The organism is Streptomyces sp. F001, assembly GCF_004187715.1.
GTDB lineage: Bacteria > Actinomycetota > Actinomycetes > Streptomycetales > Streptomycetaceae > Streptomyces > Streptomyces flavusporus.
The window spans coordinates 67469-92418 of the sequence record NZ_QZWF01000009.1; the positions used below are offsets into that span (position 1 = coordinate 67469).

19 protein-coding genes and 2 pseudogenes are annotated in these 24950 nt (G+C 70.4%); 7 read left to right on the forward strand and 14 right to left on the reverse strand.

The window, feature by feature from the left end; all coding sequences use genetic code 11:
- Positions 1–21: 21 nt before the first annotated feature.
- The 6 genes and pseudogenes from StrepF001_RS28155 to StrepF001_RS28180 all read right to left on the reverse strand — a co-directional run bounded on the left by StrepF001_RS28155 (position 22) and on the right by StrepF001_RS28180 (position 6077).
- A complete protein-coding gene (locus StrepF001_RS28155; protein WP_129801024.1) occupies positions 22–705 on the reverse strand; it encodes a response regulator in 684 nt (227 codons plus the stop codon).
- Positions 702–3238, reverse strand: a pseudogene (locus StrepF001_RS28160) (sensor histidine kinase KdpD). Before StrepF001_RS28160 ends, StrepF001_RS28155 begins: the two are co-directional and overlap by 4 nt.
- 133 nt (positions 3239–3371) lie before the next feature.
- The gene (locus StrepF001_RS28165) at positions 3372–4064 is read right to left on the reverse strand and encodes an ABC transporter ATP-binding protein (protein ID WP_129801025.1); all 693 of its coding nucleotides are present in this window, start codon (positions 4062–4064) and stop codon (positions 3372–3374) included.
- A gap of 117 nt (positions 4065–4181) precedes the next feature.
- Complete coding sequence (locus tag StrepF001_RS28170) at positions 4182–4943, reverse strand: DUF3710 domain-containing protein (RefSeq protein WP_129801026.1); 762 nt, start codon at positions 4941–4943, stop codon at positions 4182–4184.
- A 1-nt stretch (position 4944) separates the two neighbouring features.
- Complete coding sequence (gene dut / locus StrepF001_RS28175) at positions 4945–5496, reverse strand: dUTP diphosphatase (RefSeq protein ID WP_129801027.1); 552 nt, start codon at positions 5494–5496, stop codon at positions 4945–4947.
- A complete protein-coding gene (locus StrepF001_RS28180; RefSeq protein ID WP_129801028.1) occupies positions 5493–6077 on the reverse strand; it encodes a PaaI family thioesterase in 585 nt (194 codons plus the stop codon). Before StrepF001_RS28180 ends, dut begins: the two co-directional genes overlap by 4 nt.
- A 79-nt stretch (positions 6078–6156) precedes the next feature.
- Between StrepF001_RS28180 and StrepF001_RS28185 the strand changes: the two genes are divergently transcribed.
- The gene (locus StrepF001_RS28185; protein WP_129801029.1) at positions 6157–6624 is read left to right on the forward strand and encodes a DUF3093 domain-containing protein; all 468 of its coding nucleotides are present in this window, start codon (positions 6157–6159) and stop codon (positions 6622–6624) included.
- A 13-nt stretch (positions 6625–6637) separates the two neighbouring features.
- Here the strand turns inward: StrepF001_RS28185 and StrepF001_RS28190 are convergent, their stop codons facing one another.
- The 4 genes from StrepF001_RS28190 to StrepF001_RS28205 all read right to left on the reverse strand — a co-directional run bounded on the left by StrepF001_RS28190 (position 6638) and on the right by StrepF001_RS28205 (position 10194).
- Positions 6638–7600 carry a hypothetical protein gene (locus tag StrepF001_RS28190; protein ID WP_129801030.1) on the reverse strand — a complete coding sequence of 321 codons (963 nt, stop codon included), beginning with the start codon at positions 7598–7600 and terminating at the stop codon, positions 6638–6640.
- A gap of 13 nt (positions 7601–7613) precedes the next feature.
- The gene (locus StrepF001_RS28195) at positions 7614–7910 is read right to left on the reverse strand and encodes a DUF4193 domain-containing protein (protein WP_003993510.1); all 297 of its coding nucleotides are present in this window, start codon (positions 7908–7910) and stop codon (positions 7614–7616) included.
- A gap of 394 nt (positions 7911–8304) precedes the next feature.
- Positions 8305–9534, reverse strand: coding sequence for a HAMP domain-containing sensor histidine kinase (locus StrepF001_RS28200; RefSeq protein ID WP_129801031.1), 1230 nt, complete (start codon positions 9532–9534; stop codon positions 8305–8307).
- A 6-nt stretch (positions 9535–9540) separates the two neighbouring features.
- Positions 9541–10194, reverse strand: coding sequence for a response regulator transcription factor (locus tag StrepF001_RS28205; RefSeq protein ID WP_007385219.1), 654 nt, complete (start codon positions 10192–10194; stop codon positions 9541–9543).
- A gap of 434 nt (positions 10195–10628) precedes the next feature.
- Between StrepF001_RS28205 and StrepF001_RS45770 the strand changes: the two genes are divergently transcribed.
- The gene (locus tag StrepF001_RS45770; RefSeq protein WP_165396400.1) at positions 10629–10802 is read left to right on the forward strand and encodes a hypothetical protein; all 174 of its coding nucleotides are present in this window, start codon (positions 10629–10631) and stop codon (positions 10800–10802) included.
- A 70-nt stretch (positions 10803–10872) separates the two neighbouring features.
- On the opposite strand, the gene StrepF001_RS28210 is transcribed toward StrepF001_RS45770, so the two are convergent.
- Together StrepF001_RS28210 and StrepF001_RS28215 are read right to left on the reverse strand one after the other, a co-directional pair.
- Positions 10873–11688 (reverse strand): inositol monophosphatase family protein, encoded by an 816-nt coding sequence (locus StrepF001_RS28210; RefSeq protein ID WP_129801032.1) that lies wholly within the window; start codon positions 11686–11688, stop codon positions 10873–10875.
- 8 nt (positions 11689–11696) lie between these two features.
- On the reverse strand, positions 11697–12821 hold the full coding sequence (locus StrepF001_RS28215; protein WP_129801033.1) for a ferrochelatase: 1125 nt from the start codon (positions 12819–12821) through the stop codon (positions 11697–11699).
- A 188-nt stretch (positions 12822–13009) separates the two neighbouring features.
- Between StrepF001_RS28215 and StrepF001_RS28220 the strand changes: the two genes are divergently transcribed.
- The 3 genes from StrepF001_RS28220 (at position 13010) to sepH (ending at position 17031) form a co-directional block, all read left to right on the forward strand.
- Positions 13010–14248, forward strand: coding sequence for an MFS transporter (locus StrepF001_RS28220; protein ID WP_129801034.1), 1239 nt, complete (start codon positions 13010–13012; stop codon positions 14246–14248).
- On the forward strand, positions 14208–15527 hold the full coding sequence (locus StrepF001_RS28225; RefSeq protein WP_129801035.1) for a D-arabinono-1,4-lactone oxidase: 1320 nt from the start codon (positions 14208–14210) through the stop codon (positions 15525–15527). The genes StrepF001_RS28220 and StrepF001_RS28225 overlap by 41 nt, the downstream gene beginning before the upstream one ends.
- A 469-nt stretch (positions 15528–15996) precedes the next feature.
- The gene (sepH, locus tag StrepF001_RS28230; protein WP_129801036.1) at positions 15997–17031 is read left to right on the forward strand and encodes a septation protein SepH; all 1035 of its coding nucleotides are present in this window, start codon (positions 15997–15999) and stop codon (positions 17029–17031) included.
- Between the two features lie 123 nt (positions 17032–17154).
- Here the strand turns inward: sepH and StrepF001_RS28235 are convergent.
- A pseudogene (locus StrepF001_RS28235) lies at positions 17155–18004 on the reverse strand (sulfurtransferase).
- A gap of 299 nt (positions 18005–18303) precedes the next feature.
- Here StrepF001_RS28235 and StrepF001_RS28240 point away from each other — a divergent pair.
- Both StrepF001_RS28240 and StrepF001_RS28245 read left to right on the forward strand, forming a co-directional pair.
- Positions 18304–19107 (forward strand): VOC family protein, encoded by an 804-nt coding sequence (locus StrepF001_RS28240; RefSeq protein ID WP_129801037.1) that lies wholly within the window; start codon positions 18304–18306, stop codon positions 19105–19107.
- Between the two features lie 862 nt (positions 19108–19969).
- A complete protein-coding gene (locus tag StrepF001_RS28245) occupies positions 19970–23161 on the forward strand; it encodes a helicase-related protein (protein WP_165396401.1) in 3192 nt (1063 codons plus the stop codon).
- Positions 23162–23232: 71 nt separating this feature from the next.
- Here the strand turns inward: StrepF001_RS28245 and StrepF001_RS28250 are convergent, their stop codons facing one another.
- A complete protein-coding gene (locus StrepF001_RS28250) occupies positions 23233–24903 on the reverse strand; it encodes an Hsp70 family protein (RefSeq protein ID WP_129801039.1) in 1671 nt (556 codons plus the stop codon).
- Positions 24904–24950: the final 47 nt, after the last annotated feature.

Consider the following 24950-nt stretch of genomic DNA (forward strand, 5'->3'; position numbering starts at 1 on the left):
GTTGTGTCACAGCTCGAAAGCTCACTTCTCGAAGCGGTATCCCATCCCCGGCTCCGTGACGAAGTGCTTCGGGTGCGACGGGTCCGCCTCCAGCTTGCGGCGCAGCTGTGCCATGTACACGCGCAGGTAGTTGGTCTCCGTCCCGTACGACGGTCCCCACACCTCCTGCAGCAGCTGCTTCTGGCTGACCAGCCGGCCGGTGTTGCGCACCAGCACTTCCAGCAGATGCCACTCCGTGGGGGTCAGCCGTACGTCCTTGCCGCCGCGGTTGACCTTCTTGGCGACGAGGTCGACGGTGAACTCCTCGGTCTCCACCATCACCTCGTCCTCGCCGCCGCCGGTGGGCTCGGCGCGGCGGACGGCCGCGCGCAGCCGGGCCAGCAGTTCGTCCATGCCGAAGGGCTTGGTGACGTAGTCGTCGGCGCCCGCGTCGAGTGCCTCGACCTTCTCGTCGGAGGAGTGCCGGGCGGACAGCACGATGATCGGCACGCGGGTCCAGCCGCGCAGCCCCTTGATCACTTCGACGCCGTCCATGTCCGGCAGCCCCAGGTCGAGAACGATGACGTCGGGGTGGCGAGCCGCGGCGAGCTCAAGGGCGGTGGCCCCGTCCTGGGCCGCGTCGACCTCGTACTTGCGTGCCTTGAGGTTGATCACGAGGGCGCGAACGATCTGCGGCTCGTCGTCGACCACGAGCACCCGGTTCATCGAGCCTGCCTTTCTTGAGGTGCGGAGGAAAGAAGCACGGGGCGCGCTCCTGCCGCCTGGAGGGTGAGGACCATGGTGAGGCCGCCGCCGGGTGTGTCCTCGACGTCGAGGGTGCCGCCCATGGCCTCGGCGAAGCCCCGGGCGACGGCGAGGCCGAGTCCGACTCCGGCACCGCGCGGAGCGTCGCCGTAGCGCTGGAACGGCTCGAAGATCCGCTCCTTCGCCTCGTCCGGGACGCCGGGACCGCGGTCCACGACCCGGACCTCGACGCGGTCCGCGATGGCACTGGCGGCGACCAGCACGGGCGTACCCGGCGGGCTGTACTTGACCGCGTTCTCCACGACGTTGGCCACCGCCCGCTCCAGCAGTCCGGCATCGACCTCGACCATCGGCAGCGTCTCCGGGACGTCCAGCTCCACGCTGCCCTCCGGCACGCCGCCCAGCGCCATCGGCACCACCTCGTCGAGGTCGATCTCGCGGATGATCGGCGTGACCGTGCCGGTCTGCAGGCGGGACATGTCGAGCAGGTTGCCGACCAGGTGGTCGAGGCGGTCGGCGCCCTCCTCGATCGCCTCCAGCAGGGCCGCCCGGTCCTCCTCGGACCACTCGACGTCGTCCGAACGCAGCGACGTGACCGACGCCTTGATGCCGGCCAGGGGCGTCCGCAGGTCATGGCTGACGGCGGCCAGCAGGGCCGTGCGGATGCGGTTGCCCTCGGCCAGCGTGCGGGCCCGGTCGGCCTCCTCCCGGAGCCGGCGGCGGTCCAGGACGACCACGGCCTGCGCGGCGAACGCGGCCAGCACCCGGCGGTCCTCGGCGGGCAGCACCCGCCCGGTCAGTGCCAGGGCCATGTGGTCGCCGACCGGCATGTCGACGTCCGCGTCCTCCGGGCTCTGACACGGCCGCGGCCCGACACTGCCCGCGCACGTCCAGGGCGCCACGTCGCTCTCACGCTCCAGCAGCGCCACCGACTCCATGCCGAAGGTCTCGCGCACCCGCTCCAGCAGCGCCTCCAGGCTGGTCTCACCGCGCAGCACGTTGCCCGCCAGGAACGACAGGATCCCGACTCCGCCGCAGACGGGCCGCCTGATGCGTCCGCCGGGCCGCGAGGTCGACCACCGACGCCACCGACACCGCCACGCCTATGAAGATCACCAGGGCGACGATGTTCTTCGGGTCCGCGATGGTCAGCCGGTGCAGCGGCGGGGTGAAGAAGTAGTTGAGCAGAAACGTTCCGAAGGCCGCCGCGGCGAGCGCCGGGTAGAGCCCGCCGAGCAGGGCCGCCGCCACCGTCAGCGTCAGGAAGAGCAGCATGTCGTTGGCGAGGCCGAGGTGAACGGTGTTCAGCAGGACCGCCAGGACCACCGGCCCGGCCAGGCCGACCAGCCAGCCCCAGATGATCCGGGCCCGCCCCAGCCGTGCACCGCGCGCCACCGGCAGCCCACGCCCCTTGGCGGCCTCGTCGTGCGTGACGATGTGGACGTCCAGGTCGGGACCGGACTCCCGGGCGACCGTCGCCCCCACACCCGGCCCGAACACGTACTGCCAGCTCTTGCGCCGCGACGAACCCAGCACGATCTGGGTGGCGTTCACGCCGCGGGCGAAGTCCAGCAGGGCCGCCGGTATGTCGTCGCCGACCACGTGATGGAAGGTCCGCGAGGTCCTCGACCAGCGTGCGCTGCACCGCCAGTTCCTTCGGCGAGGCGGACGTGAGCCCGTCGCTGCGCGCTATGTAGACCGCCAGCACCTCACCGCCGGCCCCCTTCTCCGCCAGCCGCGCCGCCCGCCGGATCAGCGTCCGCCCCTCCGGACCACCCGTCAGACCCACCACGATCCGCTCCCGCGACCCCCAGATCCTCGACACCCGGTGATCACTGCGGTACTGCTTCAGATACTCGTCGACCCGGTCCGCCACCCAGAGCAGCGCCAGCTCCCGCAACGCGGTGAGATTCCCCGGCCGGAAGTAGTTCGACAGCGCCGCATCCACCTTGTCCGGCTGGTAGATGTTGCCGTGCGCCATCCGCCGCCGCAGCGCCTGCGGCGACATGTCCACCAGCTCGACCTGATCCGCCCGCCGCACCACCTCGTCCGGGACGGTCTCCCGCTGCCGTACCCCCGTGATCGACTCCACCACATCACCAAGGGACTCCAGATGCTGGATGTTCACCGTCGAGATCACATCGATCCCCGCCGCCAGCAGCTCCTCCACGTCCTGGAAGCGCTTGGCATGGCGCGAACCGGGGACGTTCGTGTGCGCCAGCTCGTCCACCAGCGCCACCTTCGGCCGCCGGGCGAGGACCGCCTCCACATCCATCTCCGTGAACACCCCGCCCCGGTACCCGAACTCCCTGCGCGGCACCTGCTCCAGCCCGTGCAGCATCACCTCGGTGCGCGGCCGGCCATGGGACTCCACGAACGCCACCACACAGTCCGTGCCCCGCTCCACCCGCCGGTGCGCCTCGGACAACATCGCGTACGTCTTGCCCACCCCCGGTGCCGCACCCAGGTAGATCCGAAGCTTGCCGCGTGCCATGGCCTCATTGTCCGTCTTCTGCAAACTGCGCGTATGCAGCGTCGACCTTACGGCCAGCGTTCCGGGCAAATGGGGCGGCCAGGAGGGCAACGGGCGACTTTGACGGAACCCTGACGACACCCCGTTGAGCGAGCTAGCGTTCGACGACTGCTCCGTCGCTCAGCTCCAGGACCCGGTCGGCCAGGTCGAGCAGGGTCGCGTCGTGCGTGGCGACCAGCGCCGTGACGCCTTCACTGCGTACGACGGCCCGCAGCAACTCCATCACCGCGTGACCGGTCTCCGCGTCCAGCTGGGCGGTCGGCTCGTCGGCGATGAGGAGGGAGGGGCTGTTGGCGAGGGCGCGGGCGATGGCCACCCGCTGCTGCTGACCGCCGGACAGCTCGCCAGGCCGCTGGGCGGCGTGGTCGACGAGGCCGACCAGGGACAGCAGCAGCTCGACGCGTTCCTCGCGCTCCCGTGGGTCGGCCCGACGCAGCCGCATCGGTACGCCGACGTTCTCTGCGGCCGTGAGGATCGGGATGAGCCCGAAGGACTGGAAGACGAAGCCGATGTGGTCCCGGCGCAGTTCCAGCAGCCCGTTCTCGCCGAGCCCCGACAGATCGAGCCCGTCGACCACGACCCGACCCCGGTCCGGCTCGTCGAGGCCGCCGACGATGTTGAGCAACGTCGTCTTCCCGGACCCCGAGCGCCCCTTGAGGGCGACGAGTTCACCGCGCGGGACGTCGAAGGAGACCCCGCGCAGGGCGTGCACGGCGGCGGCTCCCTCGCCGTACGACTTGTGGACGTTCTCGACGCGCACCATGGTCTCGGTGACCACCTGGCTCATGTCGCCTCCCCCGTGATCCGGGCGCCAGTATCACGAAGCGACGCCCACCCGTTCAAGCGTTCGCACACGATGAGGGCCGCACCCCGGCGGGGGATGCGGCCCTGCGTGCGCTGACGTCTAACGGACCTCGGTGATCTCCGGCCCGCGCTGCAGCTGCCCCATGCCGCCCGAGAACCGGGAACCGGCCTGGTCGTCCTGCTGGACGCCCTCGGGGACCATCTGCGCGTCGTTCGGCAGCTTCAGGACGATCGGGTCGCGGGGCGCCATCGGTCCGTCGCCGCGGACCACGACCGTGTCCCGGAAGATCTGCTCCAGGAGGCCGGCGGCCTGCGGCTGCACGGCACCCTGCCCGGAGATCACACCCCGCAGGAACCAGCGGGGCCCGTCCACACCGACGAACCGGACCACCTGGAAGCCGCCCGTGCCGTCCGGCAGCTGCACCGGCACCTGGGCTCGCAGCTCCCAGCCGAGCGGGCCCTCGACCTCGTCGATGATGCCGCCCTGCTGGGTGATGCCGGCGCCGATCTCCTCGCGCACCTCGCCCCAGATGCCCTCGCGCTTGGGCGCGGCGAAGGCCTGCAACTGGATGGCGCTGTCCCGCAGTACGACGGTCGCCGCGACGATCGCGTCGCCCGCGACCTCGACCCGCAGCTCCATGCCGTCGACGCCCGGCACGAACAGACCACCAAGATCCACCCGGCCCTCGGCCGGGTCCCGGACCTCGGTGCTGTCCCAGGGCCCGTCGGGCCGCGGTTCCGGCTCGAGCCGCACCCGCTCGCGCTCGACCTCGTCCGCCTCAGTGTCGACGCTGTCGACGACCTGCTCGGCCTCGCCGGCCGCGTCCTCGGCGGCACCACTCTTCTTGCGACGTCCGAACACGTCACTGTCCTTCCCGGTCGGATACGACCGAAGCGTATCGATTCCCACCCGTCTTGCCGCCAACGGCGGCCTGACCGTTTGTGCCGCGCCCGCCGTCCACGGCAGCATGGCCGCCGGTGGACCCGAAGCCCCCCTCGGCCCGTGCCGAGTCGGGAAGCTCCGCCACCTCCTGGAAGCGGACCCTCTCGACCTGCTGGACGACCAGTTGGGCAATCCGGTCGAAGCGCTCGAACCGCACGGGCTCGCGCGGGTCGAGATTCACCACGATCACCTTGATTTCCCCACGGTACCCGGCATCAACCGTCCCCGGGGCATTCACGAGGGCCACGCCGCAGCGGGCGGCGAGACCGGAACGCGGGTGCACGAAGGCCGCGTACCCCTCCGGGAGCGCCACAGACACCCCCGTGGGCAGTACGGCCCGCTCACCCGGCTTCAGTTCACGGCTTTCGGTGGTGCGCAGATCGGCTCCCGCGTCGCCGGGGTGCGCATACGTCGGAAGCGGTACGTCCGGATCGACACGCCGGATCAGCACGTTCACGGGGTCGCGGCTCACGGGTTCACCTCGAAGGCGCGGACACGCCGGATCTGGTCGGGGTCGTTCATGGCGGCCTGGATCTCTTCCTTGCGGCCGTGGTCGACGAAATGGTCGACCTTGACCTCGATGAAGAGCGCATCCGCTCGGACGACGACGGGTCCGTCGGGGCCGCCGACACGTCCGGTGGCCCGCGAGTAGATCTTCCGGCCGGCCACCGCCGTCACCTCGGCCGCAAGATGGAGCGTGGTGCCCACCGGCACCGGACGCACGAAGTCGGTCTCCAGCCGTCCGGTCACGGCGATGGTGCGCAGCAGCCAGTTCAGCGAGCCGAGGGTCTCGTCGAGGGCGGTCGCCAGCACTCCGCCGTGGGCCAGGCCCGGAGCACCCTGGTGTTCGGGCCGCACGGTGAACTCGGCGGTGATCGACACCCCTTCGCCGGCCCGCGCCGCGAGGTGCAGTCCGTGCGGCTGGTCGCCGCCGCAACCGAAGCACTCACCGTAGTGCGGGCCGAGGAGCTCGCCGGGGGCGGGAGCGTCGGGGTGCCGCACCGGCTTGGTCGCGTCGGCGGGAGGCTCCAGAGCTGCGGATGTACCACTCACAGCCGCAGACCTTACCCGGCGTTTCGCCCCGGCCCCCCTGACCCTGCCTCCCCGCGGACACCGTGCCAAGCTTGACTCCATGCAGCTTTCCGCCGCCCCGTACGAAGAACGCCTCACCGCGCCCCGCTCCTGGTGGCTGATCAGCCTCCTGGTCGGGGTCTCGATGGCCCTGATCCTGCTGCCCTTCGGCACCCTGCCGTTGCTGGGGGGCCTGGCCGGCGGCACCGCGGTCGCGGCGGTCGCGGCGAGTTCGTACGGTTCGGTCCGCATCCGCGTGGTGAACGACTCTCTGATCGCGGGCGAGGCGAAGATCCCGGTCACGGCCCTGGGCGAGGCGGAGATCCTGGAGCCCGAGGAGGCCCGCGCCTGGCGCACGCACAAGGCCGACACCCGCGCCTTCCTGCTGCTGCGCGCCTACATCCCCACGGCCTTGCGCGTGGAGGTCATCGACCCGGCCGACCCGACGCCGTACCTGTACCTGTCGACGCGTGAGCCCGAGCGGCTGGCGGAGGCCATCCGGGCGGCCAAGGCGGCGTGTACGGCGTAGCCGACCACGCCGATCACTCGGTCGCGTTCGGGCCCGGACGTCCGGGCTCCTCGAGGGGCTTCTCGATCGACAGCGCGTCCGCGGGCCGCTCCAGCGGCGGCAGCGGTGGCAGCTCCGACAGCTGGTCCCACGGCACCTGCATCTTCCGCAGGTCCGCCCGGATACGCGCGGCGACCTTCCTGGTGTCCCGCCGGTTCATGACCGCGCCCACCGCGGCTCCCACCATGAACGGCATCAGGTTCGGCAGATTGCGCACCATGCGTTTCATGATCTGCTGCCGCAGCTCCCGCTTCATCTGACCGCCGAGAGCCGCGTTGACCGTGACCGGCTTCATGGGGTCGATGCCGCGCTCGTCCGACCAGGACTTCAGATACGCGCTGCTGCGGTCCTTCAGATTGCCCGGCGGCCGCACACCGTAGACCTCGTGGAGCTCGGCGATCAGCTTCAGCTCGATCGCGGCCACCCCGGTGATCTCTGCCGCCAGTTCCGTGGGCATCGCGGGCGGCAGGGGAAGCATAGCCGCCGCGCCGACTCCCGCTCCGACCGTCGCCGACGCGTTCGCCGCGCCCGCCACGAGCTTGTCCGCGAGCTGCTCGGGCCCGAGGCCCGGGAACTGCCTGCGCAGCGTCGCAAGGTCCCGTACGGGGATCCGAGGGGCGATCTCGATGATCCGGTCGGCGAGATACGCCAGGCCCGCCCTGGCGCCGCTGCCGCTCTTGGCGGCGCCGGCCTTGGCCAGGTCCATGGCCCGGGTCGCCGCCGCCCGCCGCCTGGCCACGGGGGTGGGACCCTGAGCCGGTACCGGGAGGTCGGCCCGGTCACCGGCCGGTTCGAGCGAGGCTGACTCCGCAGGGACCGGCAGTCCCGTACCGGAGGAGCCTCGCTCGTCGTCACGCACGCCGTGAGGGCCGTCGGACGGCCCCGAGTCCGCTCCCCAGGGGAAGCGGCGCTTCCGAGGTGGGGTCGAGCCAGTCACGGCCGACCCCGCCTCAGTCGCAGTCGCGGCAGATCGGCTGACCGTTCTTCTCCCGGGCCAGCTGGCTGCGGTGGTGCACCAGGAAGCAACTCATGCAGGTGAACTCGTCCTGCTGCTTCGGCAGCACACGGACCGCCAGTTCCTCGTTCGAAAGGTCGGCGCCGGGAAGCTCCAGGCCCTCGGCGGCCTCGAATTCGTCGACGTCGACCGCCGAGGCGGACTTGTCGTTCCGCCTGGCCTTCAGCTCTTCCAGGCTGTCCGAGTCGACGTCGTCGTCGGTCTTGCGTGGGGTGTCGTAGTCAGTTGCCATGTCGCTCTCCCCCTCCGGGTGTCTGCGGTGTCTCCAGCGCACGTAACGCGTGAGAGGCCGGACTTGTGCCCGACCCGAGGCGGAGATTTTGCCTCACATCAAGGTCTGTTACTCAATCGACACCCAACCGGACTCCTCGCGAGTGATCGGCTTGGATGGCGATCGGGACCGTACACGGTCCGAATGTCGCACTCCAAAAGGGCCTCATCGTGTACTTCCCGTGATCAAGCCCCTGGAAAACCCGGATTTTCTGGGCTTTCCGGCAACTAAATGATCACGGAGAGTAGATGGCCTGAAAATCGCCCTTGTGATCGATCACACATGGGACAGCCGGACGGGTGCCCCGAAAATTCCGCGCAAAGCGAACATTCCTCGGGTGTGTCGGCCCATGGTCTCAGATCGGGAAGGTGACCCGCATCACGAGCCCTCCGCCCTCCCTGGGCTGCGCCGCGATATGCCCGCCGTGCGCCCGGGCCACGGACCGGACGATGGACAGACCGAGGCCGACGCCCTTGTCGCTCCCCGTGCGCTCGGTACGCAGTCTCCGGAACGGTTCGAAGAGGTTGTCGACCTCGTACGCCGGCACCACCGGCCCGGTGTTCGCGACGACCAGGACGGCCTGCCCGTGCTGGATCTCCGTGGTGACCTCCACCCAGCCTCCCTCGGGGATGTTGTAGCGCACGGCGTTCTGCACGAGGTTCAGGGCGATCCGCTCCAGCAGGACGCCGTTGCCCTGGATGACCGCGCGCTCGCGCTTGCCGCGGATCTGCACGCCCTTGGCCTGCGCCTCGGCGTGCACCTGATCGATGGCCTGCGAGGCCACCTCGGCGAGGTCCACCGGCTTGCGCTCGACGATCTGGTTGTCGCTGCGGGCGAGCAGCAGCAGCCCTTCGACGAGTTGTTCGCTGCGCTCGTTGGTGGCCAGCAGCGTCTTGCCGAGCTGCTGCAGCTCCATGGGCGCGCTCGGATCGGACAGGTGCACCTCGAGGAGCGTGCGGTTGATCGCCAGCGGGGTGCGCAGTTCGTGCGAGGCGTTGCCGACGAAGCGCTGCTGAGCGGTGAAGGCCCGCTGCAGCCGCTCCAGCATGTCGTCGAAGGTGTCGGCCAGCTCCTTCAGCTCGTCGTCGGGTCCGTCCAGCTCGATCCGGCGGGACAGGTCGGAGCCGGCCACCGCGCGCGCGGTGCGGGTGATCCGGCCCAGCGGCGACAGGACGCGGCCGGCCATGGCGTAGCCGAAGGCGAAGGCGATCACGGCAAGCCCGAGGAGCGCCAGGAGCGAGCGGCTGAGCAGGTTGTCCAGGGCGTGCTGGCGCTGCTCGTTGGCGCAGTTGTTCATGGCGTGGTTGAGCTCGGTGGCAGTCGGCTGCGACGGGAAGTTGCAAGCCTCGCTCGCCACCTGGCCGGAGAGGATCTTGAAGGGCAGGTCACTGCCCACGTTCAGCGCGTTCGCCGCCAGCAGGTAGATGATCGACAGCAGCAGGATGCCGGCGATCAGGAACATGCCGCCGTACAGCAGCGTGAGCCTTATCCGGATGGTCGGGCGCAGGATCGGGAACGGTGGTGGCTTCCTGGGATCCCAGGTGGGCTTCGGGGGCGCCTGGGGAGGCGCGGGGTTCGCTGCCACGGTCGATCAGATCCGGTAGCCGGAGCCGGGGACGGTGACGATGACGGGCGGCTCGCCCAGTTTGCGGCGCAGAGTCATGACGGTCACGCGCACCACGTTCGTGAACGGGTCGGTGTTCTCGTCCCAGGCCTTCTCCAGGAGCTGCTCCGCGGAGACGACGGCGCCCTCGCTGCGCATCAGCACCTCCAGGACGGCGAACTCCTTGGGCGCGAGCTGGACCTCCTTGCCGTCCCGGAAAACCTCGCGGCGGTTCGGGTCGAGCTTGATCCCGGCGCGCTCCAGGACGGGTGGCAGCGGCACACTGGTGCGCCGGCCGAGGGCACGCACGCGGGCCGTCAGCTCGCTGAACGCGAAGGGCTTGGGGAGATAGTCGTCGGCGCCGATCTCCAGGCCCTCCACCCGGTCGCTGACGTCGCCGGACGCCGTGAGCATCAGCACGCGCGTGGGCATGCCGAGCTCGACGATCTTGCGGCACACGTCGTCGCCGTGCACCAGGGGGAGGTCGCGGTCGAGGACGACCACGTCGTAGTCGTTGACGCCGATGCGCTCCAGGGCGGCCGCACCGTCGTACACGACGTCGACGGCCATGGCCTCCCGGCGCAGTCCGGTGGCCACCGCATCGGCGAGCAGTTGCTCGTCCTCGACGACGAGTACGCGCACGTCGCTTGTCCTTCCTGTATCCACCCGCGTAGCGCCTGAGCACGCGCGGGCGGGGGTCTTCGGGGGTGTGTTGACCTCCATCCTGCCCTTTTCGGCCATAAGTGGGCAGTAAGACGGAGGAGCGGGCACCGGGCGGCCCCGGCGCGAAGGTCGCACGGACGGGGTGCCGGATCCGGGAATGCGAGATTTTCTCCTCCGGTTGAGGTTTCCGCGGAAGGGAGCGGGGGGAGGACCGAATACACCCCGCGATCACGCTCTGCTTGTGCCGCAGCACCATGCGGTACGCCGCGGTCCGCTTTCCGCAGAGTGGGCGTGGGTGTCCGGCACCGTCGCCGCCCAGCAGGGCAGCGCTGGGCACCCACAGACGTGATCGCCCCTTCCGAACGGCACACCCCCGTGCCACCGACCCACGACCCTGGACGAGGGGGCGCAGCATGGACGCTTTCACCGCAGGACTTCTGCAGCGCATAAGGGCGACCGAGTCCGACCTGACGCGGGCTCGTGACGAGGGCGACGACTTCCTCGTCGAGGTGGAGCAGGGCGAACTCGACGACCTGCGCCGCCTCGCCGCCGAGCATGGCGTGGAAGTCGGCGCGTCCGGCGTCTGACCGGCTCACACGTACGACAGCGGGCCCCGGCGAATCCATCGCCGGGGCCCGCTGCGGTTTTCTTGGCTCGTCAGTCGTGCCAGGCGCCGAAGTCCTCCAGGAGCCGCTGGAGGGGCTCGAAGACGCCCGGGGTGCCCGCTACCGTCAGGTCGCGTGACGGGCGCTCTCCGGGGCGTCCGCCGGTCAGCGCGCCCGCCTCGCGGGCGATCAGGTCGCCGGCCGCGAAGTCCCAGGCGTTCAGTCCACGCTCGTAGTAGCCGTCGAGGCGGCCTGCGGCGACGTCGCACAGGTCGACGGCGGCCGATCCGCTGCGCCGGATGTCGCGCAGGAGCGGGATCAGCCTGCGAGCCACGTCGGCCTGGTGGGTGCGGACCTCGGTGACGTAGTTGAACCCGGTGGAGACCAGGGCCTGGCCCAGGGGCGGCGCCGGGCGGCAGGCCAGGGTGCGCTCGCCGTCCCAGGCGCCGGTGGCCCAGGCGCCGCCGCCGCGGATCGCGCCATAGGTCTCGCCGCGCATCGGGGCCGCGACGACCCCGACGACGGTCTCGCCGTCCTGTTCGGCCGCGATGGAGACGGCCCAGGTCGGCAGCCCGTAGAGGTAGTTGACCGTGCCGTCGAGCGGGTCGATCACCCAGCGGATGCCGCTGCTGCCCTCGCTGGAGGCGCCCTCCTCGCCGAGGAAGCCGTCGTCGGGGCGGTGGCCGGAGATCAGGTCGGTGATCAGCTTCTCCGCCGCGATGTCCATCTCCGTCACCACGTCGATGGGGCTCGACTTGGTGGCGGCGACCGCGAGGTCGGCCGGACGCCCGTCCCGCAGCAGCTCGCCGGCCCGTCGGGCGGCTTCCCGGGCGAGCTGGAGCAGGTCCGTGTGCAGCGTGTCGGTCACGGTGCTCCTCACGCGTAGGGGCTGTGGGCGCCCCGCGGCGGGGCGGGGGTGCGGGCCGGGCAGCAGCCCACCGGGCAGAGGTTGTGGCTCGCGCCGAGGGCGCCCAGGGCGCAGGGGGTGACCTCCTGGCCGCGCTCGACGGCGGCGCGCTCCAGGACGAGGTCGCGGACCGCGGCGGCGAACCGCGGGTCGGCGCCGACGGTGGCCGAGCGGCGCACCGGCAGGCCCAGTTCCCCGGCCTTGGCGTTGGCCTCCGTGTCGAGGTCGTAGAGGACCTCCATGTGGTCGGAGACGAAGCCGATGGGGGCCATCACGACGGCCGGGACGCCCGCGGCGTGGCGCTCCTCGAGATGGTCGCAGATGTCGGGCTCCAGCCACGGGATGTGCGGGGCGCCGGAGCGCGACTGGTAGACCAGCTGCCAGGGGTGGTCGACGCCGGTGCGCTCGCGGACGGCGTCAGCGATCAGCTGCGCGACGTCAAGGTGCTGCTTGACGTACGCGCCGCCGTCGCCGTGGTCCTCGACGGGGCCGGAGCTGTCCGCGGCGGAGTTCGGGATGGAGTGGGTGGTGAACGCGATGTGCGCTCCGTCCCGGACGTTCTCAGGGAGGTCGGCCAGGGACCGGAGCACGCCCTCGATCATGGGTTCAATGAAGCCTGGGTGGTTGAAGTAGTGCCGCAGCTTGTCGATCTTCGGCAGCGGCAGGCCCTCGGCATCCAGGGCGGCGAGCGAGTCGGCGAGGTTCTCGCGGTACTGCCGGCAGCCCGAGTACGACGCGTAGGCGCTGGTGGCCAGGACCAGAATGCGGCGGCGGCCGTCGCGGACCATCTCGCGCAGGGTGTCCGTGAGGTACGGGGCCCAGTTGCGGTTGCCCCAGTAGACCGGCAGGTCCAGGCCGTGGTCCGCGAAGTCCTTGCGGAGGGCGTCCAGCAGGGCGCGGTTCTGGTCGTTGATCGGGCTGACCCCGCCGAACAGGAAGTAGTGCTGCCCGACTTCCTTCAGGCGTTCCTTGGGGATGCCGCGCCCGCGCGTCACGTTCTCCAGGAACGGGACCACGTCGTCCGGCCCCTCGGGGCCGCCGAACGAGAGCAGGAGCAGGGCGTCGTAGGGGGTGGCATCGAGCGCGTCTGGCATGAGTCGATCCTGCCACCCGGCACTGACAGCCGGGAAACGGCGGGTGACCGACGTGTTCCCGGCCTCCTCCCGGGGTGTCTCCGACGGCAGCCGACTCGTAAGCTGTATCAGCCACCTTTATGCCTTACCGCAGCCGTATCGGCCCCGTCACGCCGGCCGATACGCCGTACCGAGCCGCCGGAGACCCAGTGCCCAGCCCCTATCGCGCCCTGTTCGCCGCTCCAGGCTCCAAGGGCTTCTCCGCCGCGGGATTCCTCGGCCGTATGCCGCTGTCGATGATGGGCATCGGCGTCGTCACGATGGTCTCGCAGCTCACCGGGCGGTACGGGCTGGCGGGTGCGCTGTCGGCCACGATCGCACTGGCGGCCGCGGTGGCGGGCCCGCAGGTCTCGCGCCTGGTGGACCAGTACGGGCAGCGGCGGGTGCTCCGCCCGGCGACCCTGATCGCGCTGCTGGGCGCGGCCGGGCTGTTGCTCGCCGCGCACTACAGGTGGCCGGACTGGCTGCTGTTCGTGTTCTGTGTGGCCATCGGCTGCGTACCGAGCATCGGCGCGATGATCCGGGCACGCTGGGCCGCCCTGTACCGCGGCACGCCGCAACTGCACACCGCGTACTCCTTCGAGTCCGTGGTGGACGAGATCTGTTTCATCTTCGGGCCGATCATCTCCATCGGCCTGTCCACGGCGTGGTTCCCGGAGGCCGGCCCGCTGCTGGCCGCCTGCTTCCTCGCGGCCGGTGTCTTCTGGCTCACCGCCCAGCGGGCCACCGAGCCCGTGCCGCACCCGCGCGAGCGGCACGGCGGGGGCAGCGCGCTGCGCTCACCCGGTCTGCAGGTCCTGGTGACCACCTTCGTGGCGACCGGGGCGATCTTCGGGGCGGTCGACGTGGTCACGGTGGCCTTCGCCGAGGAGCAGGGCCACAAGGGCGCCGCGAGCGTCGTTCTCGCGGTGTACGCACTGGGCTCCTGTGCGGCGGGAGCCGTTTTCGGACTGCTGCACTTCAAGGGGGCGCCCGAACCTCGCTGGCTCCTGGGCGTCTGCGCCATGGCCGTGAGTATGATCCCCCTCCTACTGGTCGGAAACTTGCCGTTTCTGGCCGTGGCGCTCTTCGTCGCGGGCCTGTCCATCGCTCCCACGATGATCACGACGATGTCCCTGATCGAAGAGCACGTACCACGCGCGCAACTGACCGAGGGCATGACCTGGGTGAGTACCGGGCTCGCGGTGGGGGTCGCCCTCGGCTCCTCCGTGGCCGGCTGGGTGATCGACGCGGCCGGTGCGCGCTCCGGGTACGGGGTTCCGGCAGTGGCCGGGGCCGTCGCGGTCGCGGTCGGTTTCCTCGGGTACCGCCGGCTCAAGCAGCCGGCTCCGGGTCGGGGAGGCACCGTTGAGCAGCACAGCGAGCGGGAAGAACGGCACGTGGCGTAACTGGGGCGGCACGGTCACCGCCCGGCCCGTACGGGAGGTCATGCCCGCCTCCGTGGAGGAGCTGTCCGCGGCGGTGGCGCGGGCTGCGGAGGACGGCCTGAAGGTGAAGGCGGTCGGTACCGGCCACTCGTTCACGTCGATCGCCGCGACCGACGGTGTGTTGATCCGCCCTCAATTGTTGACGGGCATACGCAACATTGACCGGGATGCCGGCACCGTCACGGTCGAGGCGGGCACGCCGCTCAAGAGGCTCAACATGGCCCTGGCCCGTGAGGGCCTGTCGCTGACCAACATGGGCGACATCATGGAGCAGACGGTCTCCGGAGCCACCAGCACCGGCACCCACGGCACGGGCCGTGACTCGGCGTCGATCGCCGCCCAGATCAAGGCCCTGGAGCTGGTGACGTCCGACGGTTCGGTGCTCACCTGCTCGGCGAAGGAGAACCCGGAGATCTTCGCCGCCGCCCGTATCGGCCTCGGCGCGCTGGGCATCGTCACCGCGATCACCTTTGCCGTGGAGCCGATCTTCCTGCTGACCGCCCGCGAGGAGCCGATGAGCTTCGACCGGGTCACCAGCACCTTCGACGAGCTCTGGACCGAGAACGAGCACTTCGAGTTCTACTGGTTCCCGCACACCGGCAGCACCAACACCAAGCGCAACAACCGCAGCGCCGGCCCGGAGCGGCCGGTGGGGCAGCTGAAGGGCTGGCTGGAGGACGAGTTCCTCTCCAACGGCGTGTTCCAGGTGGCCAACTGGGTCGGCCGCGCGGCGCCGGCCACGATCCCGGCGATCGCCCAGATCTCCAGCAAGGCCCTGTCCGCGCGCACCTACACGGACATCCCCTACAAGGTCTTCACGTCTCCGCGCCGGGTGCGCTTCGTCGAGATGGAGTACGCCGTCCAGCGCGAGGCCGTCGTCGAGACGCTGCGCGAGCTGAAGGCGATGGTGGACCGCTCACGCCTGCGGATCAGCTTCCCCGTCGAGGTGCGCACCGCTCCGGCAGACGACATCACGCTGTCCACGGCATCGGACCGGGACACCGCGTACATCGCCGTCCACATGTTCCAAGGCACCCCCTATCAGGCGTACTTCACAGCCGCCGAGCGGATCTTCACCGCGCACGACGGGCGACCTCACTGGGGCAAGGTGCACACCCGGGACGCGGAGTACTTCGCCCGGGCCTACCCGCGCTTCGGCGAGTTCACGGCGCTGCGGGATCGGCTTGACCCGGAACGGCGGTTCCAGAACGACTACTTGCGGAGGGTTCTGGGGTCGTAGCGGGCGTGGTGGCCTGCGTCCGAACAGTCGCCGGTGCCGCCTGCGGACCCGGACACGTACCGGCGAAACCGCTGGTTCCGTTTCTGGTGAATCCGTGAAGTACGCCACGTTTGTGATCGAGAAATCCGGCCGGCGGCGGCCAAGTGCGGCCCCCGGGACGAAGTTGGGCGGCGTGGCAATCCACGCACGTGGTCCGAATGGAGTACTGTTGCGAGCCCTGGGTCCGGTCTCCCGCCAGGGTGTCCGGGGCCTTCAAGGACCGCCGGGAGGGGGCTTGTTGCACAGGGTGACGGATTTTGTCACTTAGCGTTGCGAATAGGTAACCGTGCCATAACGGCGATCCAGGGCCCACGCCCGACACGCCGGGCAACTCGGCAAGGTTGTGGCAGGCTGCACCCGGGCAGGCCACACTCGACTAGCGGAAGCAGCGACGCACGTGACGTCGGCAGGCACCACCCGGGAGGTCCCCATGCCCGAACTGCGTGTCGTGGCCGTCTCGAATGACGGCACACGGCTGGTGCTGAAGGCTGCGGACAGCACGGAGTACACGCTTCCGATTGACGAACGGCTCCGCGCCGCCGTGCGCGGCGACCGTCCCCGCCTCGGCCAGATCGAGATCGAGGTGGAGAGCCATCTCCGCCCGCGAGACATCCAGGCGCGGATACGTGCGGGTGCGACCGCGGAAGAGGTCGCCCAGATGGCCGGCATCCCCGTCGATCGCGTACGGCGGTTCGAGGGCCCCGTGTTGGCCGAGCGTGCCTTCATGGCCGAGCGCGCCCGGAAGACACCGGTGCGTCGCCCCGGCGAGAACTCCGGCCCGTTGCTCGGCGAGGCCGTGCAGGAACGGCTGGTGCTGCGCGGCGCCGAGAAGGACACGGTGCAGTGGGATTCCTGGCGCCGCGACGACGGCACCTGGGAGGTCCTGCTCGTCTACCGCGTCGCAGGCGAGCCGCACTCGGCTAGCTGGACGTACGACCCGCCCCGGCGGCTCGTCCAGGCCGTCGACGACGAGGCGCGTTCGCTCATCGGCGAGTCCGACGACCTCGGCACGCCCGAGCCCAGCTTCCCCTTCGTCCCGCGTATCGCACGGCTGCCGCGCGACCGCTCGGTGGAGCGTGCCCCGGAGCGGGAGCGGCCGGTCCTGCCGGCCCCGTCGCCGGAGCCTGCCGAGGAGAGCACGGGCGAGCGGGACTCGCTGACCAGCCTGCTGGAGGCGGTACCGAGCTTCAGGGGCGACCTCGTCGTGCCGGAGCGCCCGTCGCCGGAGCCGGCGGAGGAGCCCGCCGAGCCGCCCGCGGCGGAGGAGCCCCCGGCTCCCGCTGCCTCGGCCGGGTCCGCTTATGCGGACGTCCTGATGCCGCGCTCCGTCGGCAGCCACCGCGACCGCCTCGTCGGCGCCACCGACCGCCAGGCCGAGGCCGACGGCGTCCGCCCCGGCCGCAGAGCGGCCGTCCCGAGCTGGGACGAGATCGTGTTCGGGACGCGGCGCAAGAAGCAGGAGTAGTACGCAACCGTACGAGAACGAGGGCCCGCACCTGCCCAGGTAGCGGGCCCTCGACGTACGCCGTAGGGGGAGGCACCCCGCCAGCGCAGACGAGCGCACCACCCCCGCCCAGCCGCAACGCCGCTACTGCGGCTCCGGCCCCACCGCAACCGGCCGCGACGGATCCGACGACCACTCCGACCACGACCCCACGTACAGCGCCGCCGGAATCCCCGCGACCGCCAACGCCAGCACCTCATGCGCCCCGGAAACACCCGAGCCGCAGTACACGCCGACCTTTGCACCGTCGTGCGCCCCAGCGCACCGAAGCGCGCCCGGAGCTCCTGCGCAGGCAGGAACCGCCCGTCCGCCCCCACGTTCTCGTCGTAGGCGCCGACACCGCCCCCGGAATATGCCCGCCCACCCGGTCGATCGGCTCCACGTCCCCGCGGTACCGCTCCGCCGCTCGCGCGTCGAACAACACACCGGAGCGGGCCAGCGCGGCAGCCGCGTCCGCGTCGAGGAACCCCTCAGGGCTGGGCACCGGCTGGAAATCGCCTTCCTCGGGCGTCGGCTCCTCCACCGACAGCGGACCTTCCCACGCGGGCAGTCCCCCGTCGAGCACCCGCACGTCCGGATGCCCCGTCCACCCCAGCAGCCACCAGGCCCGGGCCGCAGCCCAGCCCTGCCCACCGTCGTACACGACGACCGGCCGCCCTGACGACACACCCGCCCGACGCATCGCAGCGCCGAACCCGGCCAGGTCGGGCAGCGGATGCCGGCCCCGCTCGCCCGGCGCCCCCGCCAGTTCCCGGTCGAGGTCGACGAAGACCGCGCCGGGGATGTGCCCGGCCCGGTACTCGGCCCGCCCGTCGAACGGCGGCTCACCGGCCGCCTTGGCCACGCTCAACTGCCAACGGACGTCCAGCAGCACGGGCGGGTTCGCGCCCGCCAGGGCGCCCGCGAGTTCGGATGCGGAAATGATGGCGTTCATGGCCACCATCCTCGCCTACGGGGTGGTCGCATCGTCCATGTCCGACTACTCTGCTCGGCCGGACAGGTCCGATCACAAGGCGTACAGGATCGGGCACATGCTGTACAGCCGATCGACACCCGGGAGCAATCGCCTGGACAAGGCGAGAAACCGCAGATCGGGCATCCTCCGGGCACGGGCAGGCCGGGATGCGGCGGCGCGCTCGGAGCGCGCGACACCGAGGGCGGTGCGAGCATCGGCACGGGGTCCGGAGAGCGCAGGCGACACGGCCACCGCGAGGGGCCGAGGAGAGGGTGACGATGACCGAGGCACGGGGGTCGGCCGGCGGGAACGGCGAAGCACACGCCCGGTACACGCCCGGCACGCCCTGTTGGGTGAGTCTGATGGTGCACGGGGTGGCAGCGACCCAGGAGTTCTACGGATCGCTGTTCGGCTGGAAGTTCCGCCCCGGCCCCCGGCGGCTCGGTCCCTATGTGCGGGCGCTGCTCGACGGCCGCGAGGTGGCGGGCATCGGCCGGCTTCCTCCGGACCGGCACCTGCCGATCGCCTGGACCCCCTACTTCGCCTCCGACGACGTGGATCAGACGGCCGAGACGGTACGGCTGTGCGGCGGCACCCTCGGCGTGGGTCCGCTCGACGCGGAGGAGGCCGGGCGCCTCGCCATCTGTTCGGACCCCTCAGGTGCCGTCTTCGGCGTGTGGCAGGCAGCTGCGCACCGCGGCACCGGCATCGCCGGTGTGCCGGGCACCCCGGCCTGGCACGAACTGCGCACGTTCGAGTCCGAGAGCGTCGCCAAGTTCTACGCGACGGTGTTCGGCTACGAGAAGGAGCCGGTCGTCTCCGCCGACTACGACTACCTCACCCTGCACCTCGACGGCCGCCCGGTCGCCGGCATCCACGGCGTGGGCAACTCCCTTCCTCGCGACCGGGGTCCGCACTGGATGACGTACTTCACCGTGACCGACACCGACGACGCGGTGGACCAGGTCCTCCACCTGGGCGGTCAGGTCCTCGCGCCGGCCCGCGACGGCAGCCACGGCCGCGTCGCCACGGTGACGGACCCGGAGGGCGCGCGGTTCGCGTTACTGGGAAGCCCGCGCTGAGACCCGCCGGTCCGCTCAGTCGGACGACACCGAGAGGATGTCCGGCGATAGGGCATCCGCGCGAACCGCGACCTGCTGGCGGCTTGCGGACATCGCGTCCACCCGTATCTCGGCCTGAGGCTTGAGCCTTCGGCAGACCAGCACTCGCTCGTCGACCGCGCATTCCACCCCGTTCCACCGACCCCCTATCGACCACGCTCGAAAGCCGTCCGTGACCAGGTCGAAGGATGTCGCTTCGCATGACTGCTCGGCGAGCCCGAGGCAGAGGACGACAAGTGGTGGCAGTTCTCGCAGAGGGGACGGGCAGCCACTGAGTGTTACCAAGTAGTCTTGCGCGGGCCAAAACCGGCTTTGTGATGAGGCTTTGGCGTCATGCATGAGCCCGGCAGCAGGAGGATCGCCATCCCTCTGGTGACCGGCTTTACAGCCTGGACCACTCCGGCCTCCTCAGGCAGCGGGAGTTGATCCGCTCGAGTTCCCGGGCAGGGTGTCCAACAGACAGGGGGGCGGGATGAGGGAGAAATCAGCAACGGCGGCAGGTACGCCGCTCGATGACGACCGGCTCCGACTGCAGTACATCCCTTGGGAGGATCCGACCGGAGCGACGGCGTTGGAAGCGCTCAGCGAAGCGCAGCATTTCTTCTACGACAGCCCGGAGTGCTCCGAACGGATCCCGGTACCCGCGGCACGACAGCATCCTGTGCCGCAAGCGCTTGGCGGCGACACCCGGAGCAGGCTGCCCCGCGGCATCTACCTTTTTGAGTCGCGAGCCGGCCGGGTTCTCGTCGGATTCGCATTGAGCAACGGTGGAGTCGCCGTTGCTCCCCAGCGGAAGCGTCTCCGTGACATAGACGACGGTCACATGCTTCACCGGGCCCTTCTCCAGTACCGGGAATGGTGCGCCGCTGTCCCCGACGAGGTGACACCCGCTTTCGTCCGCGGCGACCTCGTCCGTCTGGCGGGGAGGCGAGAGACCTTCACCGTGCTCAGGGCGACGCCGACGCGGGACGGAAGCGTCCAGTACAGGTTGCAGGACGCGACCGGCGGTCGCCGTATGGCGTTCGAAGAGGACCTCGAGGCGCTTCCGCCCAGCGCGGATGAGCCCGAGGACTGGATTTTCCGTCCGCCCGCTCCCGCTGACCGGACCGCCCTGGCTCTCACTCTCGCCAAATTGAGCACACCGCTCACAGATGTCGTGTACTCGTATCAGTCGAGCCGCACGGTGTTCCGGCCCTATCAGTTCCGGCCCGTGCTCAAGCTGATGAGTTCGGCCCGCCAGCGTTTGCTGATCGCGGACGAAGTCGGTCTCGGCAAGACCATCGAAGCCGGCTTGATCTGGAACGAATTGGAGCAGCGTACCCACCTGCGGCGGACCTCGGGACGTGGTGGCACGCACTTCCGAGGGCTCGTCGTGTGTCCCGCCGCACTCGTCACCAAGTGGCAGAACGAGATGCGCGACCGCTTCGACCGACACCTGCGTGTCCTCGACAAGGAGGGCATGGCGGAGTTGGTGGAGCTGTTCCGCAGCGGGGACACCAGTGAGCCGTTCGCCGGAGTGGTGTCCCTGGAACGGCTCCGGCGGGCCGGGCAGCTCGATGAGCTCGCCGACCTCCAGCCCAGGTTCGACCTCGTGATCGTGGACGAGGCTCACTACTTGCGCAACGCGAGCAGCCGGAGCCACGCCGCGGCAGCCCTGCTCGCCGACTGGGCGGATGCCCTGATCTTCCTCTCCGCCACTCCGCTCAACCTCGGCAACCAGGACCTCTACAACCTCGTTCACCTTCTCGACGAGGCGTCCTTCCCGGATCCCAAGGTCTTCGAGAACCAGCTCGAGCCCAACCGCCACCTGAACGCGGTGGCCGTCGGTCTCGCCGAGGGCGACGCGGACACCCCCGACGGCGCTCGGGCCCTGCACTCCCGGCTCATGCGGGTCCAGACCTCCGCGTACGGCAGGATCACTGCTCGACGACCGGAGTTCCGGCGTCTCCAGGAGCTCTTGAGCACCGGCGAGCCGCTGTCTCCCCACCAACGCGCCGAGGCACGGCGGTGCATCGCTGAACTCAACGCCCTTGCGGGCGTTGTCAACCGTACGCGCAAGGCCGACACGCCCGACCGCAAGGCCCTGCGCGAGGCCGAGGACGTCGCGGTCACCTGGACCTCGCAGGAGCGCGCCTTCTACGACGCCCTGCACAGATGGTGCCTGGAGCGCGCCGCCCGCAGCGGCACGGCCGCCGGCTTCGCCGCGCAGATGTGGCTGCGGCAGGCGGCCAGCTGTATCCCGGCCATGCAGCAGCGACTGCGGGAGCGTTTCTCACCCCGACCGGCCGAAGAAGAGGCCGTCGAGGAACTCCTCTACGAGTCGGGGGTCGTCGACGACGCCGAGGACGCTTTGAACGACAACGCCAGGAGATCGGCCGCCTCCCCCGAGAAGCTCGCCCGTGAACTTGCGGAGCAGGCCGACGATCTCTCGGCGCTGCGCTCCCTGCTGCGGGAGCTCCCCGTGGACACCAAGTTCGAGCGGTTCGCGGAGATGCTGCGGAGCGCCCGCGCGAAGGGCATGCGGCAGGCGATGGTCTTCTCCTTCTTCACCCGCACCCTGGAGTACCTGGAGGAGAGGCTGACTCCTGAGTTCAAGGTGCGGGTGATGCACGGGAAGACCCCGCCGGTCGAGCGGGAACGCGTCATGAAGGACTTCCGTGCCGGCGCGTTCGATCTGCTTCTGGTGAGCGAGGTGGGCAGCGAGGGCCTGGACTTCGAGTTCTGCAACGTCCTGGTCAACTACGACCTGCCCTGGAACCCCATGCGGGTCGAACAGCGCATCGGACGCCTCGACCGGTTCGGCCAGCAGCACGAGAAGATCTTCATCTTCAACATGCAGGTCCCCGGCACCATCGAGACCGACATCTTCCAGCGCCTCTACATGCGCATCGGGGTCTTCCAGGACTCCATCGGAGAACTCGAACCGATCCTGCGCGGGCGCCTCAAGGAGTTGCACCGCATCGTCCTGGACCCTCAACTCACCCCCGAGCAACGGCGCCGCCAGGTCGACCGGATCGCGGTCGCGCGGGTGGACCGGGAGAAGGACCTGGAGACCCTGAACGACGCGCAGGCACTTCTCACCGGCCTGGACGGCCTGCTCATCGAGGGCTTCGACGAGACCAGCCCGGGCAGGGGGCGCTACCTGGGCCCCAAGGAGATCCGCGGACTCGTCGAGTCCTTCCTCACGGACAGCGGGTACGGCCTGCTGCGCGAAGTCCCCCACGAGGACGACCTGGTGGACATCACCGGCAGCAGCGACCTGCTCAAGGCGATGTACGCGGCGATGGACGCGGGCGCCTTCCCCCATCCCCGCGGCGATCTGCTGGCCAGGCTCAAGAGCGGCTCACCGATGCGCGCCTGCTTCACCGCGAGCGCCTCATCGGCGGGCGGGCTTCCGCTGCTCAGCGTCCGCCATCCGCTGGTACGCACCGCCCAGTGGTGGTACGACCAGCATCCCGAGCTGCTCCTGCGCTACGGACGGGTGCGGCTGCCCGGCCTGCCGCCCGGCTCCCGCTATCTGGTGGAGGTCCGGCTGGCGCGTACGGACGGCACACGTTCGCGCCGCGAGTTGTGGACCACCGCGGCCGACATCCGGACGATGCAAGAGGTACCCGAGGTCGGCACCGCGCTGCTGACCTCTCTCGCCCGCGGTGAGCTCACCCGCGCCGACGAGCCGCTGCCCGCAGGTATCGACGCGTTGCTCGCCGAGACTCTGGCAGAGGTGCAGGCCCTCGCGGCCGTGCAGGAGCGCACGACCAAGCGGCTCTACGAGGCCGAGAACACGCGGCTCGCCGAAGGTCGGCGCGCGACGGTGCGGGACACCTTCCACGTGAAGATCGCGCGGGCCCGTCGTCTCGCCCACGAGGTGGACCACCCCTCGATCCGCCGCCTCCACGAGAGCCGGGTGACTCACCTGGAGACCCGGCGGGACGCCCTCCTGGCACAGATGGAGCGGGACGCCCGCTTCAGCCTGTCCACCGAGACGGTCGCCCTCGTTCTGGTCGAAGGGGACTGACCGGACGCCGGACGCCGGACGCCGGACGCCGGCGGTGGCCAGGGGCACACCCCGGGCCACCGCCGGGCGCCTCACTGCCACGGATGGGAATACAGGTCGGTGAAAGACGGCCGCTGGTGTTCCTGAACGCCCCTTCGCACACGCGTCAGACGAATGGCACCCTGCTCTCCCGCCCGGAGCACGGGCCACCTCTCCACCCTAAACGTCATGGGCCGGGCGGTGGAGTCATGCACGACCATCTCGCCGTTGAGCCGCAGTGCAAGGGAGAAGGGCGTCCTCGGGTGAAGTTCGACGGGCAGATGGGGAAGTGCGCTGCCCTCCACCGAGAAGTCCATCGGTTCCCCGTCCACCGCCATCGCCCGGATCCGGGCCTTGGTGACCCTTCGGACGTCCGGTGTCCCCCTCCAGCGATGGGCCAGCTCCTCACGGCGCATCACCTGGTGCGGGGTGTAGAGGGGCTCGAAGGCAGGATAGAGCAGTTCGCTGCGTCGGCCCCCGTCGGAGTCGTCCCACTCCAGCACCAGGTCGAAGCCGGGCCGGGGGAGGTTGAGCCGGTGGTAGTTGTGCACCACCAGGCCGGTCACGACCGACTGCTCCGGCGATTCCAACGCTCTGTCGAACTCCACCTCGGCATGGGGGAACTTCTCCTCGAAGGCCTGCCGCACCAGAGGCACCTGGGACATGCCTCCGGCGAGCAGCACGTGCTGCACGTCGGTCGCCAGTTCCGACAGCGGCATACGGGCCAGACGCGCGATGTCGGGCGTCGTGCGCCTACGCAGCCGCGCCTCGCACAGGGCGGCCCTGACGTGTTCCAGGGCTTCCTCCATCTGGGGGCGGAAGGCCTCCTCCAGCCGTTGGCGCGTGTAGGTGAGCAGCGGCAGGTTGGTGTATCCGCCGCCGACCGGAACCGCCTGTTCGTCGTACCGCGTGTCGGACAGCAGCACCTTGAGCCGTCGGGCCGCCGCCACGAGCAGGGCCCTGAGGATGGAGGGATCAGGCATCCGGTCCACTGATATGCCCGTGGCCTCCAGGTCCTGTTCCAGATCCCGGGCGATCCGGAGGTCCAGCGCGTCACCGGCCCTGGCCACACCGCGTGCCGAGAGCACGGTGAGCTCGGGGGCGCTGTCCTGGAGTGATTCGATGACCTCCACCACGGCGATGTCGAGGGTGCCCCCGCCGAAGTCGAAAACCAGCGTGGTTCCGTCGGGCCGGTCCTCGCCGAGTTCCCAGTAGAGACCCTCCGACCAGGCGAGTCCGGCGGCCACGGGCTCGTCGACGATGTCCCCGACAGCCACCGGAATGCCCGCGGCCCTGGCCAGAGTGGCGAGCCGCCTGCGCTGCGGTCCGTCCCAGATGGCTGGGCAGGCAAGGCGGAAGTGGGCATCCTCCGTGTCCGCTCCGGCGGCCCTGGCGCGCAGTAGCACATGCTCCAGCAGTTGCTTGATCAGGGTGTCCGCCGACTGGCGGACCGTGCCGCCCCTCTCCTGGCCAGGCAGCGCATCGGGCGTCAGGCCGAGGGTGATGCACTGCTTCACCGACCGCAGCGCCGAGGCCCCGGCCGCCGCCTCGGCGCCTTCGCCAAACAGGAGTTCACCAAAGGGGGAAACGGCGATCAGGCTCGGCATCCAGGCCGTGCCGTGACCGATCGGCACGTTCTCCGGTGCACCACCGGGGAGCCGCTGGCTCACCAAGGTGGTCGCGGTACCGAAGTCGATACCGATCAAGGGCTTGTCGTGCTGCACCGATGTCCTCCATGGACCCTGGCCGCCGGGCTTCGGTCCCGGCAGCG